This is a genomic window from Tundrisphaera macrotermitis (assembly GCF_051175315.1).
Taxonomy (GTDB): domain Bacteria; phylum Planctomycetota; class Planctomycetia; order Isosphaerales; family Isosphaeraceae; genus Tundrisphaera.
On the sequence record NZ_CP195100.1, the window covers coordinates 2,897,697 to 2,912,453 of the forward strand.

The 14,757-nt window shown below is 69.4% G+C and carries 8 protein-coding genes and 1 tRNA gene; 6 read left to right on the plus strand and 3 right to left on the minus strand.

All coding sequences use genetic code 11. From position 1 onward, the window contains the following. Positions 1-15: 15 nt before the first annotated feature. Together TA3x_RS11610 and TA3x_RS11615 are read right to left on the minus strand one after the other, a co-directional pair. Entirely contained in the window at positions 16-3,417 is a 3,402-nt protein-coding gene (locus tag TA3x_RS11610) for a UTP--glucose-1-phosphate uridylyltransferase (RefSeq protein WP_435021342.1), read from the minus strand. A gap of 36 nt (positions 3,418-3,453) precedes the next feature. Then, positions 3,454-4,407, minus strand: coding sequence for a UTP--glucose-1-phosphate uridylyltransferase (locus tag TA3x_RS11615; protein ID WP_435021344.1), 954 nt, complete (start codon positions 4,405-4,407; stop codon positions 3,454-3,456). Positions 4,408-4,586: 179 nt separating this feature from the next. Here TA3x_RS11615 and TA3x_RS11620 point away from each other — a divergent pair. The 6 genes from TA3x_RS11620 to TA3x_RS11645 all read left to right on the plus strand — a co-directional run bounded on the left by TA3x_RS11620 (position 4,587) and on the right by TA3x_RS11645 (position 10,582). Continuing rightward, positions 4,587-4,660, plus strand: a tRNA-Asp gene (locus TA3x_RS11620). Positions 4,661-5,216: 556 nt separating this feature from the next. Further along, positions 5,217-5,897, plus strand: coding sequence for a laminin B domain-containing protein (locus TA3x_RS11625; RefSeq protein WP_435021346.1), 681 nt, complete (start codon positions 5,217-5,219; stop codon positions 5,895-5,897). Positions 5,898-6,543: 646 nt separating this feature from the next. Next, a complete protein-coding gene (locus TA3x_RS11630; protein WP_435021348.1) occupies positions 6,544-7,380 on the plus strand; it encodes a hypothetical protein in 837 nt (278 codons plus the stop codon). Positions 7,381-8,264: 884 nt separating this feature from the next. Beyond that, the gene (locus tag TA3x_RS11635; protein ID WP_435021350.1) at positions 8,265-9,299 is read left to right on the plus strand and encodes a DUF1559 domain-containing protein; all 1,035 of its coding nucleotides are present in this window, start codon (positions 8,265-8,267) and stop codon (positions 9,297-9,299) included. Positions 9,300-9,416: 117 nt separating this feature from the next. After that, positions 9,417-9,902 (plus strand): carboxypeptidase-like regulatory domain-containing protein, encoded by a 486-nt coding sequence (locus tag TA3x_RS11640; RefSeq protein WP_435021352.1) that lies wholly within the window; start codon positions 9,417-9,419, stop codon positions 9,900-9,902. 98 nt (positions 9,903-10,000) lie between these two features. Continuing rightward, on the plus strand, positions 10,001-10,582 hold the full coding sequence (locus TA3x_RS11645) for a carboxypeptidase-like regulatory domain-containing protein (protein WP_435021354.1): 582 nt from the start codon (positions 10,001-10,003) through the stop codon (positions 10,580-10,582). Positions 10,583-10,654: 72 nt separating this feature from the next. Here TA3x_RS11645 and TA3x_RS11650 read toward each other — a convergent pair whose 3' ends face one another. Next, complete coding sequence (locus TA3x_RS11650; RefSeq protein WP_435021356.1) at positions 10,655-14,284, minus strand: PAS domain S-box protein; 3,630 nt, start codon at positions 14,282-14,284, stop codon at positions 10,655-10,657. Between the last annotated feature and the right edge of the window lie 473 nt (positions 14,285-14,757).

Consider the following 14,757-nt stretch of genomic DNA (forward strand, 5'->3'; position numbering starts at 1 on the left):
CGTGGCCCGGCGGCATCACGCCCGTCCGGGCGCGGACAGCTTGCACAGGGATCGGACGTGGTCGCGGCTGCCGTCGTTGGCCCAGCCGTCCAGCTGTGCCGCGTCCTTGAGCTGCTGGCCCCGGCGGCGATCGACGGCCAGGAACGAGCAGGCGAGGTCGGGCAGGGAGGACAGGTCGCCCCAGAGCTTCTCGAACTGGACGACCGGGAAGACGTCCTCCTGGCCGTGCCCCCAGCGCCGCTTGACGTCCTTGATCGTGACGTAGGTCGGCACCCGCGCCGCCACCTCGCGGACCGAGGCGGCGACCTTCTCCGGGCGGTCCCGGAGGTCGGCCCGGGTCAGGCGGAAGGCGTCCAGCAGCTTGTCGACGTCGACCCAGGTGGTCAGCGTGTTGTAATAGCGGAGCCGGAACTCGACGTCCTCGCGCGGCTGGGCCAGCCCTTCCAGCAGCCGCAACCGGCCGCCGACCCGGGCCAGCCCGCCGCCCCGGTCGTCGATCCGCCGGGGGATCACCTCGAACCCCAGGGCCGAGCCGGCCTCGATGGCCAGGCCCAGGACGCCCGGGTCGATGTCGGCGCCCAGGGTGTCGATGTTGTGGACCAGCAGCCACTTGAGGTTCGGCGACTCGTCAAACAGCCGGGCCAGGACGCCGTTGCGGAGCAGGGTGGGGACCTCGTAGAAGTGCCCCGGCGGGTTGAACCGCTGGATCGGCACGTTGTCCACGTAGTCGGACCCTTCCCCCCGCGACCGGGCCCAGTCCAGGATGGCGCGGCGGCCGGCGTCGCGGACCTTCTGCTTGTTCTCGTCGAGGATCTCGTGCGCCCCCTCCTCCCAGAGGAACGAGAGGTCCCGCGCCATCGGGATCAGCCTCTGGCCGATCGACTGCCCCCGCGACAGGATCACCGGCCCGTCGTGGCCGTAGTTGCGGGACTGTTGGAGGTGGTGCTCGATCGCCTGGTGGGTCAGGAAGCTGGTCGTGACCACGTGGGGGATGCGGACGCCGTAGCGGTCCTGGACCTTGCCCGTCTTGGCCAGGTGGATCTCCAGGAAGCTCCGGTGCCGGCCATCGAGCATCACGAACGGGTTGACCGCCTTGACCACCCCGGCGCCGGTCGTCCAGCGGCTGCCGACCCCGGCCGCCAGCGACACCACGGCGACCTCGCCGTTGCGGATCGCCCGCTCGCCCCGCTCGATCGCGTGGGACGGGAACGGCCCGGTGGCGTCGATGAGGTCGCCGTCCTCGACGTCGCGGATGTCGATGTCGACCGGCAGGCGGTTGCGGCTCAGGCCGATCCGACCCCGGCGGAGGTCGTCGCGCAACTGCTCATGCTGGACCGGGTCGAACCCGTTCTCGGCCCGGATCGCCTCGGAGGCCCGGTCCCAGTCGATCGCCCGCGAGTCCCCGGCGGCCCTCGCCACCGGGAACAGGTGGTTGATCATGGTCCGGAAGACCCGGAGCAGGTCGTCGGCCTGCGCGTGCCGGTTGGCGAAGTGGTCCACGTCCGCCTTGCGGCCCGGTGCGAGCCCGGCCGGCCCCTCGGCGATCATCCGGGGGACCTGCAGGGTGTAGTAGCGGGGCGGCATCATGGCCGCGTCGTCCACGTCCAGCTCGGCGAACGTGCCGTGCGGGTTGATCCGGAAGTCGTAGACCACCGGCTCCATCGCGAAGGGCAGGGCGTCGTCGAGCGTCGCCTTGACCCTCCGCATCAGCGCCTTGGCCTCGTCCAGGAACCACGCCTTGCGCTCCGGCGCGACGAAGAAGGCCATGCCGCCGCCCGACATCCCGCCGAGCATCAGGAAGCCCCAGAAGTCGTCGCCCAGCGCCGCCTTCGCCTCGCGGATGATCGCCTCGGTGAACGGGTTGCTGACCCAGGGGATGATCCCCTTGATCGGCCCCTCCCAGTTGGCGGTGGTCAGCCGGCCCAGCTCCTTGACGTCCGAGGACCGGACGGCACCGACGATCCCCTCGAAGATCCGCAGGGCCTCGGCCCGGCCGTCCCACTCCGACCCGCTCCGGAGCAAGTACTTCTCGGTCACCATGTTGAGGATCGGACCGACGTTCTGGGCCATCCCTCCGTGGACCAGTACCAGGCTCTCGGCCAGCCTCTGGTGGAACTCGGGCGTCTCGGCGACGTCGGCCTGATCGTCGTCGGGCCGGGCGTCGAGGATCTCGTGCGAGGGGAGCAAACGGCCCCGGCTCACCCCCCACTCGGGGTCCCCTTCGGCCGCCGCCACGCCCCGGATCAGCTTCACGCCGGGGAAGACGCCGCCGGAGTCCTGCCAGCCGCCGCCCGACCCGCCCAGCCATTCCCCCAGGATGGCGCGGGCCACGACGACCGGCGCCTCCTCGGGGTGGAGCGGGCCGGCGAGGTTCCGCGCCTGGCCGGTGGCCCGCATCAGGGCCGAGATGATCGACGCGAGCAGGTTGGTGGAGACCGCCAGCCGCGACCCCTTGGGGATGTCGTTGACCTTGCTGACCACCTCCAGGCCGTGCCCGGGCCGGACGACCTGGGCCAGCAACTCGTCGAGCTTCGCCGAGGTCCCTTCCAGCGACGCCGGGACCAGCCCCGAGGCGATCACCCCCGCCTTGACCAGCCCGAGGTAGTCGTTGCCGAAGTTGAACAGCTCCTCCAGGGTCGCCACGTCCTTGCAGGCGTCCAGGTCGATGCTGGTCAGCCGGAGGATCGGCTCGGCGATCACCCGCACGCGCGTCTCGATCGGCGGCACCGGGCGGGCATCGCGGCCGTGGACGCCCAGGTCCACCGAGATGTTCAGGACCCGCGCCCCTTCGGGGTAGTCCATCCCCAGGAAGAAGATGTCCGACCAGGCGCTGTGCGACAGGTCGAGCCGCACCGGGGTCCGCTCGACCAGGATCGGGAACAGGCCGTCGTCGGAGGCCCGCTCCAGCAGCCGGGGATGGATCCGGATCGGATGCTCGTCGACCTGGCCGACGCGGAACATCCACCGATTCCCCCGGCATCCCCGGACCGACCGCCGGACCTGGTCGGCCAGGGTCTGATAGGTGATCTTCTCGTAGGCCGAGGCCAGCGCACTGGCGATCGACCCGTCCAGGCCGTCGCGCTCCACGGCCTGCCGGAACGCGGAGATCGCCTGCTCGTACCGCCGGCCCATCAGGTCCAGGAACCCGTCGAACGGGATCATCCCCCCCGGCGGGATGTCCGGGGCATCCTGGAGATGGTAGCGGTAGATCGCGTGGAGGAACATCGAGGCGCGGACCCGCTCATAGAGGTTGCGGGCGTCCTGGCGGAACCGTTCGACCTCCTCGGCGATCCGGCGGACCTCTGCGGTGGGCAGCCCATCCAGCATCGCCCCCAGGGAGCGGTCGCGGACGGCGGGGTCGGGATCGGTGATGGTCTGGATCAGCGGGTTGGGGGCGTTCGACGTCCTGGCCGTCACGACGGGCGACTCCTCTGGGAGGTGCAAGGTTCCGGCTCAGGACGCGTTCTGCTCGACCCGGACGACCGATTCCAGGAGCGTGGTGAGCATCCGCTCGCGGTCCACGCCCGCCAGCGACAGGGCGATCTGGGCCTCGACCACGCCGAACTTGACCCCGAGGTTGTGGCGGGTGCCCCGCGCCTCCAGGGCCAGGTACTTCTCGCGGCGGGCCAGGGCATCCAGCGCGGTCGTCAGCTGGATCGAGCCCAGTTCCCGGCGATCGCCGGCCACCAACTCCGCCAGGCCGTCGAACACGCCGGGCGTCAGCACGTGCATGCCGAAGAAGCAGAGGTAGTGACCGGCCCGGAGCCCGGGGACCTGGAGCCGCAGCTCGGCGAGCGTGGGATTGGGCTTCTCGATGATCTCGTCGATCGCGTAGACGTCGGGCCGGTCGTGCAGCCGCCGCCCCTGGATCGTGCCGTACTGGTGGATCAGGTGCTCGCGGGTCGCCTGCACGGCCGACACGGCGCACCCCTCGGCCTCGGCGAGGTCGATCAGCTGCCGGGCGCAGCGGCGGGCCTCGCCGGAGATGTAGAGGTGATCCCCCAAGAGCAGCAGGCAGGGCTGGCCGGCCACGAAGTCCCGGGCGCACCAGACCGCGTGGCCGTACCCCAGAGGCTCATCCTGGACCGCGAACCGGAGCCTCTGGGCCAGCTCGCCGATCTTGCGGGCCTGCTCCTCGACCCACTCCACCCCCTTGAATGCCGACCGGAGGTTGGCGGCATAGCTCTCGAAGTGGCGGCGGTAGACGGCCTCGTCACTCGGGGCGCAGACGATGCAGATCTCCTCGATCCCGCTCTCCAGCGCCTCCTCGGCGATGATCTGGAGGACCGGCTTGGTCATCCCGTCGCGGTCGACCAGCGGGAGCATCGCCTTCTGCACCGAGTCGAACACCGGATACTGCCGGGCCCCGCGCCCCGCCGCCGTGATGACCGCCTTGGAGATCCGCAACGTCCGTTCCTCCCGCACTCCGACGCCGTCCGCATCGGGGCCCCGGCCCCCTATCGCTGCCCGATCTTAGCAACCGGCGGAAGAAACGTCGAGGATCGGGGACCAGACGCTTGACTCGGTCGGCGACACCGGCTAAGATTCGTCTCACTCGCCCGACATGACGAAATGCGGACGACTGAGGGGATGTAGCTCAATTGGTTAGAGCACCGGCCTGTCACGCCGGAGGTTGCGGGTTCGAGCCCCGTCATCCTCGCCTCAACGGAAACCCCGGGTAACACCGGGGTTTCTTTGTTTCGAAAGCCGCCGTTTCCCATCCCCGATCGCCGACTTCCTCCGGTTCGCCCGGTGCCGCCTCGGGGCGAGCGACGTCGCACAGCGGCGGAGGTACGCCGCGCTCGAGCGGATCCGCTGGACCTTGGCCGCGGATCAGCCGCCGCAGAGCTGGCCCAGCAACCGATCCGTCGCTGGGGCGATCTCGCCCTGGCGGGCCAACAGGAGCACCGGCGGCCCGCCCACTCCCCAGCCCTGCCTTCGAACTCGGCTACTCCCGGGGACCATGCGTCCCGCTCGCCCTGCGGTGCCGGATGGCCGGCCCGCGAGCCGTCGACATCGGGCGACCTGATGGCGAGGATGGAGGCCGGGTCGGCGGCGGGGAGTGGAATCGCCTCCGACCGATGCAAATTGTGAATATGCGAATGATTTCTCTCAATTTCGGATTCCAGCCGGATTAACATGCGAACTCCCGGCGTCCCCGGGGCCTCTCGCCGCTCTCGCGGGCGACGGCATGGACTCATGGTGGGGGATCAACGATGCAGCGGCTCCGAATCGCGGCGATCTTCTTGGGGACCCTGGCCCTTTGCGAGGCCCCGGCGGCCGCGGCCTTCATCGCATCGAGCACCTTCGACACGGGCGACGACGGCTGGACGCTCGCCGGCGACTCGACGTCCGCAGTGCCGACGTATGTCGCGACGGGCGGCAACCCGGGCGGCTTCCTGCGCGGGTTCGACGAGACGGTCGGGGGCACCTGGTACTGGGACGCCCCCGGGAAGTTCCTCGGCGACATCTCCGCGGCCTATGGCCAGGCCCTGACCTTCGACCTCCGACAGCGGGGCGATGGCACCCTGTTCGATGAGCCCGACATCATCCTGAGGAACGGCGCCCTGCGGCTGGTCTACGACACGACGGTCAATCCGCGGCCGAACATCTGGACGACCTACAGCGTCCTGCTCACCGAGTCGTCGGGATGGAGGATCGGGACGCTCGACGGGGCGATCGCGACGCGGTCGCAGTTCTTGGCCGTGCTGTCGGGTGTGGACCGGCTGCGAATCCGGGGCGAGTTCATCGACGGTCCGGACAGCGGGGATCTGGACAACGTCATCCTGGGCTCGGCGGCGGTGCCCGAGCCGTCTTCGCTCTCGCTCTGGGGCGTGGCGGCCGCCACCGGACTGCTCTTCGCCCGCCGGCGTGGAGGCCGGTCTCCGGCGGCCTGACGGCTCATCCCTTCTCCCGAGAACATCTTCGAAACCCAGGGACGCCCGCCCCCCTTCGTCGAAAGGCGGGCGTCATCGCTCCGCAGTCCGGGCCCGAGCGACATCCTTCGGGACGGATGAATCCCCCACTCATGACCGTGGGCGCGGCTCCTCCACGGCGGCAGACCGCGGGCACACTCCCGGGTACAGGCCCAACCGAACCATCGTCTCGACGTCGAATATCATTCGGTCACGTCCGCGGAGATGCCGCTGAGATGCAGAGGCCGTTTCTCAGTCAAGCGATCAGCGATCACCCGCCGACCTCCTGTATAATCTCCCGGTCATAGGTTGACTTCGGGCAATTCCGGTACTAATATCGGATTGAGTCGGGTTTAGGTGGCTTCGGAAGTTGTTGTTCGGCAATGGGTTGGGGCTAACATTCGGAAGTTCGGACAGTCCGTGAGGCCGGACGGTCGCGGCGTCATGCCCCGTCATCCTCGCTCCTGTTTGTATCCGGAATGAAGGTCAAATCCTTTCGACGCCGAGTTCTTTCAGCCACCTCCTTCCCGATGGCCTGACTCAACACCCGAGAGCCTATCCGTTGCCCTCCGGGGTGGCGGGTGGGCTTGTTGTTTATCATCGTGGCACGCCTTGAGGTCGGATGCCGATGGCAACCAGGACGTGCGTCGTCGTTTGCTATTACATCGGCGAGCCGATCGGCCCCCTGTTCCGCCTGCTGAAGCAGATGGGCAAGGTGGACCCGGGCGCCCCGTTCGACGTCGTGATCGTCGTCAACGGCGGGGACCTCAAGCCACTGACCCTCCCCCCCCAATTCGCCGGGCTCCGGGCGCGGGTCATCAACCGGGTCAACCACGGCTACAACATCGAAGCCTGGGACATCGGCTGGCGGGCTTCGGAGGGATACGACTACTTCCTGTTCCTCCAGTCGCAGTGCTTCCTCAAGGCGAAGAACTGGATCTCGGACTTCGAATTCCGGATGGCCCGCGACCGCGGGGTCGGGCTGCTGGGCGAGCTCTACTTCTGGGAGCACAAGACCTGGGAGTTCATCCGCGAGTCGACCGACCGCGACCTCGGCCCGAGCATCTGGCCGGCGGGCGAGCCGCTGCACCCCGTCGAGGCGGTGAAGACGTTCATCGAGGGGCATGGCCTGCCGGCGACCGAGCTGGGGACCCACCTGTCGGCGATCATCCTCTTCACCAGCCGCGCGGTCCTGGAAGAAGTCGGGGGCTTCCCGCTGGTCGGGGCGACCTATCGGCAGGCGACGGCCGGCGAGGTCGGGTTTTCGCGGGTGATCGAGGCGAAAGGCTATCGCCTCTCCCGCATCCGGGACCGTGACTTCTCCGTCATCGGTCATCGCCAGCATACCCGGGCCCACCAGGTCAAAGATCGGCTCATGAACAACGCCCGGTCGTTCCTCAAGAAGCTCGGGGTGAGGCGGCCCCGCAGGAAGAAGCCGGCCGTCGCCCCGCCCGGCGCGGGGTGATCTGGCCCCGGGGCTCCGCATCGAGATCCCCGGCCGCCGAATGGTCTCCCCAGAATCGGGCCCTGGCGGGATGGGGCACCGGACCGCCACGCCGGACGCCGCGGGTTTGAGCGGCGGTCTTTCCGGATCGGCGCTGACCGATCGCGGTCCCCGCCGGGCTTCGTGATCCTGCGCTAGTAGAGCGCCGGGTGTGATCGGCGTGCGCCGGCCGGGATCCCAGGCTCGAGGCGGCCCACGGTCCCCGATTTGCACCCGGTCACCGGGTCGAACTTTGCATCCATGACCGCCGAACCCCCGGTCGTCCGGGTCACTTTTCTCCCCGCCTCTGCTGGAGAACCGGGCACTTTTGCATGGATCGTATTCGCCGTCACCCGGAGGGGCGGCGCCGACGATGCGGTTGGCTCGCGGAGTTTGCACCGCACCGAAACTCGCTAACTCCCTCGAATGGCAGGCCTTGGCCCTCGTGCTCGATGGTTGATCCGGGTCGCAACCAGGGCGCGGGGTGAGGTGGCACGGATTTCGCTTTCAGACCGGGCGTGATGCCCGCCGATCGCTGCACGGAATTCGAAATCCTCCCGGACTCGGCGATTCCAACGATGGGCACCCCCATGCGACCCGGATCCCGGATCGATCATGGGATTCGGCCATCCCATAGGCCGGCATCGCGAGGAAGGCTCAACTGCATGAGTTTCCCTCGCCGGCCCCGGGCCGCATCTTCACGGATTTTTCTTGCTTCATCGAATCGCTCCCACCAGAATGCCTGGATGTCGCCCCCGGCATAATATCGCCCCGTAGCGATATTCCCTTCGATCCCCCGATCCGGGGCGATGCTCTGCCCCTGCAATCAATCACACCATCAACTCTTTTCCAGAGGTTGCACTCCCATGCGCGCACGGCGTGGCTTCACCCTGATCGAACTGCTGGTGGTGATCGCGATCATCGCCGTCCTGATCGCCCTGCTATTGCCCGCCGTTCAGGCGGCCCGCGAGGCGGCCCGCCGCTCGCAGTGCACCAACAACCTGAAGCAGATGGGTTTGGCGATGCACAATTACGAGAGCGCCAACGGGGCGTTCCCGCCGGCCAAGATCTTCGCCAGCAGCTGCGTGACCGCCGGGGGCAACGGCGGGACGGGCTCGGTGCTCAGCACGACGGCCTTCAGCATGATCCTGGGCTCCCTGGAGCAGACGGCGCTCTACAACGCCTACAACTTCAGCCAGGCCTCGACCAACGGGGTCGTGTCCCCGCTCACGAGGACCGTCGGCTCGGCGTTCTCCAACTCGACGGCGGTCGGCACGATGGTCGCGACCTACATCTGCCCCTCCGACCCCAACCCCGCGACGGTCGTCAACGACCCGGCCACGACGCACTACTCGCGGCAGAACGCGATGCGGAGCAACTACCTCGTCTGCACCGCCAATTCCTCCGAGTCGCAGTGCCCCGGCACCGGCGGGGCCGTCCCCGCCGCGATCTCGCGCGGGACCTTCTACAACGACATCTCGACGAGGCTCGCCGACATCAGCGACGGGACCAGCAATACGCTCCTGCTGGGCGAGTCGATCAACGGCCTGGGCAAGTACCGCGGGACCGGGCAGACGGTGTCGGACGGCGGGTATGGCTACGGTCCCTACTGGGGCTCGGGCTGCCACACCTCCACCCACGGCATGATCTACCCGCCGACGAACGGCTCCGTCCTGATGATGCTGCCCAACGGCAAGACGGGCGTGCAGTACCCGACTTTCCCGCCCGAGCAGAAGATCCGCCCCTACGCCTACAACTTCAGCAGCAAGCACCCGGGCGGGGTGAACATGGCGATGGCCGACGGCAGCGTCCGCTTCTTCAAGGATTCCATCAACGTCTACACATGGTGGAGCCTGGCGACCATCGGCGGCGGCGAGGTCATCAGCTCGGACGCTTATTGAGCTCGTGAAGACCTCGATTCTTCCGGAGGTGAGTCTCGCCGCGGACGGCATGCATCCATGTCGTCCGCGGAGGGCCTTCCGAATTCGTCTTTCACCGTGACGAAGGCATGTGCACCGATGAGACAGATTCGATCGCTGGCGACCCTGGCCCTGGCCCTGTCCGGGCTCGGGTTCACCGGATGCGGCTCGGAAGGTCGGGTCAAGCTGGTCCGGGTCGATGGGATGGTCGCGCAGGCGGGCAAACCCGTGGCCGGGGCCGTGCTGACCTTCATCCCCGAGCCGGGTAACAAGGACAATACCCCAGGTAGTGCCGCAACCGACGAGACGGGCCACTATGACGCCATGTGGCTGACCAGGTCGGGATTGGCCCCCGGCTCTTACAAGGTCATGATCATCGCCGAGCCGACCGCGGGGGGGGGCGCGATCCATCCGGACTTCATCAACGACCCCTACATGGCCCAACTCAGCAACGAGGCGGCGGCCCCGCCGGGTCCGAAGAAGGCGCCCGCCCCCAAGCAGGAGTTCAAGGCGGACGTCACCGAAGCGGGAGGGACGTTCGACTTCAACCTGGCACGGACCCCCACGGCCACCGCGAATAAGTAGAATTGACCTGCCGAGCCCTGGCGTCGGGCCCATCCGTGAAGGTGGGCCCGCGCGGGACTTCCCCTCGAATGAGTCGCCCCTCCATGATCGCAAGATGCTTGACGCAACGTCGATTGCTTTGGACGGCCGTCCTGACCCTCACTTTTGGCTGCATGGGGGCGGAAAGCGAGGATGACGCCGGAGGCCCTGACTTCTCGAACCTGGTCCCCGTGAGCGGGGTCATCACCCTCAACGGAGAGCCGCTCCAGGGGGCCGTCATCACGTTCCTCCCGAAAGCCTGGTCGCCCGGTCTCGGCGAAACCGACGCGAAGGGCGAGTACACCGTCACGACTTCGAATCGGCCGGGAATCTCGCCGGGCGAGTACAAGGTCGCCATCAGCCTGCTGCTCTCGCCCGAGAACGTGCCCCAGGGGATCGGTCCCCGATCCAGCATGTCCCCGCCGCCGAGCATGTTGAATTCGAGAGAGCTACTACCTCGGGAATACACCGACCTCTCGGCATCCAAGCTCACCGCTCGCGTCGAGAAGGCCGGGGATGTCTTCAACTTCGACGTGAAGGCCCCGGGGCTCGTCATCCCGGCCCGCGTCGAAGGCCCGCCCGCGGCCGCCCCCGAGCCCGAGAAGCCCGCTGCCCGGGGCAACGACGACGGGGCCGGCGAGAAGCCCGCCTCCGCGCCCTGATCCCCGCCCCGATCGCGGCCCCCCGGCGATTCCCGGCCCGCCTCGCGGCGCCGGGCGTCTGCGGGGGGCGGCTCAGCCCCCCGCCGGGGCATCCCCACGCCCCTCGGGCCCGGGGAAGTCCGCCAGCAGCCGTTCCAGGTCGGCGAAATCGACGGGCTTGACGAGGTGGCCGGAGCAGCCCGCTTCCTTCGACCGGGCCCGGTCGCGATCCTGGCCCCAGCCGGTCATCGCGATGATGAAGGTGGACCGGCCCCAATCCTGGGAGCGGATGCGGCGGGTGGCCTCGTAGCCGTTGAGCCGGGGCATGCCCATGTCCATCAGGATGACGTCGGGCCGGAACCGCTCGGCGACCTCGACCGCCTCGATCCCGTCGTAGGCCTGGCGGGTCTCGTTCCCCATCAGCTTGAGCAGCCGAGCCATCGACCGGGCCGAGTCCTTGTTATCGTCCACGACCAGGATCCGCCGACGGCCCGCGACCGGGGGATGGCCGGCCTCGCGTGGGGCGACGGCCGGCGCGCGGGCCGGTTCCGCGGATGGGATCGGGAGCCGCACGATGAAGGTGGTCCCCCGGCCCTGACCTTTGCTCTCGGCGGCGACGGTCCCGCCGTGCATCTCGACCAGCCCCTTGACCAGCGCCAGCCCGATGCCGAGGCCGCCGGTGGAACGCTCGATGCTCCGATCCACCTGGGAGAACATGTCGAAGATGCGCGGGAGGAACTCGGCGGGGATGCCGATGCCGGTGTCCTCCACCGACACGACCACCTCATCGCCCCGGCGCTCGGCGGCGAGCCGGATCCGGCCGCCGCGCGCGGTGTACTTGGCGCTGTTGGTGAGCAGGTTGCTGAACACCTGGGCCAGCCGGGTGGAGTCGGCATCCAGGGGCACGGGCCGCGTCGGCAGGGAGACGATCAGCTCGTGCCCGGCCTCCTCGATGGCCGGGCCGGCGGTCTCCACCGCGGCCTTCACCACGTCCGACAGGAGGACGCGCGACCGCCGCAATTCCATCTTGTTCAGGCTGATCCGCGAGATGTCCAGGAGGTCGTCGATCAGCCGCACCATGTGCTCCAGCTGGCGTTCCATCATGGCGCGGGCCTGGGCGGCGGCCTCGGCATCATCGCCCGCCATCCGCATCAGCTGGAGGCCGTTGCGCAGGGGGGCCAGGGGGTTGCGCAGCTCATGGGCCAGCAGCGCGATGAACTCGTCCTTGCGGCGTTCCGCCTCCTTGCTCTCGGTGATGTCGCGGGTGGTGCCGGCGACCGCCTCGACCTCCCCATCGACGCCCAGGACGGGGACGAAGATATAATCATAGACGCGTCGGCCGTGCGTCCCGGCGAAGGGGACCTCGCCCCGGATCGGCCGCCGGGTGGCCCGGACCTGGTCGATCTCGCGGCCGTGCATCTCGGCATGCCACGGCTCGTAGCCGATCTCCAGGAACGTCTTGCCGATCGTCTCCTCGGGGCCGCGTCCCCACATCGTCATGAGGGCGTCGTTGGCGTAGAGGACGCGGTGGTCGAGGCTGAAGACGTAGACGAAGTCCGGGGTGGCCGAGAGGACCGCCTCGTAGAGCCGGCGCAGCCGGTCGGACTCGGCCGTCACGCGGGCCAGCTCCTCCCGGGCGAGCCTCTGATCGGTCACATCCCGCGCGGTGCCGAACCACTCGACGATCTCGCCGCCTTCCAGGATCGGGACCGCCCGCGAGAACGTCCAGCCGATCGTCCCGTCGACGCGTTTGACCCGGTGCTCCAGCTCGAATGTCCGCTTCCCGGCGATCGCCGCGTCGATCGCGGCCCGGAGCCGCTCGTGCTCCTCGGGCGGCACGTTCCTCGCCATCCAGTCGCGGATCGGGGTGGGATTGCTGGGGATGAGGTGGCGGCCGTCGAGCGGCTGCATCTCCGCCCAGTCGGCGCTCATGCGGTAGACCACGTCGGAGCTGGCATTGACCAGCACGCGGTGCCGCCATTCGCTCTCCCTCAGGGCGCGGTCGGTCCGGGCCCGCTCCAGCGCCTCCCAGCAGCGGCCCACGAACGTCGTCACCAGCCCGACCTCCTCCGCCGTCCATCGGCGGGGGGACGACTGGTGGACCGACATCGCGGCCGTGAACTTCCCGTGCTTCCGGAGGGGGACGCAGATCGCCGCCCGGATGGCCGCCGCCCGGTAGGCCGGCAGGTCCGCCGGGCCGATGAACGGGTCGGCCTCGGCATCGTCCACGACGAAGGGCTGATCGGCCCGCATCGCCCTGAGGTGCTCCGCGCCGAAGGAGGCCACCGGCCAGCGGCCGACGATGCTCGGCACGCCCCGCGGGTGGTCCCCGATGATCTTGTAGACCGACTCGTCCTCGACCTCCGCGTAGGCGCAGCGATCGGCCCCCAGGTGCTCGGCCAGGAGCCGCGCGGCCTCGGCCATGATCGCCGCCGGGTCGGTCAGGGGCTGGGTGGCCGCGGCCAGGTCCACCAGCAGCCGGCGCCGCCCCTCGCTCGCCCGGGCCTCCGCCTCGGCCTCCTTGCGGGCGGTCACGTCCTGCGCGACCCCGACCATCCGGACCAGCTCGCCCGCCGGGTCGAACACCCCCCGGCCCCGGACCGCCACCCACCGGCCGTTCGCGATCGGGTATTCGATGTCGTAGTCGATCCGCTCCGCGACCGCACGGGCCGCCTCGCGCCGCGCCCGGTCCCGGTGGTCGGGATGGATCAACTCCCGGAGCCCCTCGCGACGATGGGGGCCGGCCGGGTCGATGCCGAAGATCTCGGCCGCGCGGGCGGAGAGGGCCATCGCGTCGGTGGCGGCTTCCCAGTCCCACGCCCCCAGGTCGGCCGAGTCCAGCGACAGCCGGAGCGTCTCGGTCAGCCGGGCCTTCTCGTCCTCGGCCCGCTTCCGCCCGGTGATGTCGCGGGCCACCTTGGACGCCCCGACGACGTGGCCCTCCTCGTCGTGGAGCGGGGAGACCGAAAGGGAGATGTCGATCGGCCGGCCGTCCTTGGTGACCCGGACGGTCTCGAAGTGCTGGATCCGCTCGCCGCGGCGGAGCTTGGCGAGGATCTCGCGCTCTTCCTCCAGCCGCTCCGGGGGGATGATCAAGGTGATCGGCCGGCCGATGGCCTCCTCGGCCTTGTGGCCGAACAGACGCTCGGCGCCGGCGTTCCAGGACCGGATGATGCCGTCTAGCGTCTTGCTGATGATCGCGTCCTCGGACGACTCGACGATCGCGGCCAGGCGGGCCTGGATCACCTCCGCCGCCTTGCGCTCGGTCACGTCGCGGAAGACCAGGACCGCCCCGATCGCCGCCCCGTCGCCGTCGAGCATCGGGGCGGCGCTGTCATCGATGGGCCTTTCGGTCCCGTCGCGCGCGATCAGCAGGGTGTGGTTGGCCAGGCCCACCACCCGCCCCTCGCGCAGGGCGCGCAGGGCGGGGTTCTCGACCGTCTCCCGGCTCCGTTCGTTCACGATGCGAAAGACGTCCGGGAGCGGTAGGCCGCGGGCCTCGGCCAGGGGCCAGCCGGTCAGCGATTCGGCGACCCCGTTCATGAACGTCACCCGGCCGGCGGCGTCGGTGCTGATCACCGCATCGCCGATGCTGGAGAGCGTGACCCGCAGCCATTCCGATTGCTCGCGCAACGCCTCGGCGGACTGCTGGCGCGGGCTGAGGAACCCGTGGGGGGCGACCTGGCCGCGCAGGTCCTCTCCTTCGACTGGAGCCGACATCATGCCCCCCCGGCCACGAATCGGTCGCTCGGCTCTTGGACGTGGCACCAGTCCATCCCGACTCCTGAATCTCCGAAGGCGATCGGCGCGAACGCTCGGCCCGTCCCGCTAGCCCGAATTCCCACATTCTACACCACAATGCCGGGTACGGGGACGATCCTGCCCCGGAATCCCCGCCCGCCCGTTGTGCCGGATGCCCGGCCCCCGCGGCCCGGCGATGTCCGGCTTCGCGGGGGCCTGTCACGACCGTCGTGGCACGGCCGCTCCCCCGATCGGCGCGGGTGCATCGGGCGGTTCGGTGGCTTCCCGCCCCCGGGGGACGCGGTTCGATTGCGTTGGATTATCATGTGAGGCTTATTGTGTAGGATCCGGCCCCGGCCGCTCCCTTCGCTCTGCGCCCCGCGGCGCGACCATGGCCGAGAGCCGGGCCTCATCGCCCGGGGATCGGTCGCTCGGGCGGGCCGATCGGGGCGCCG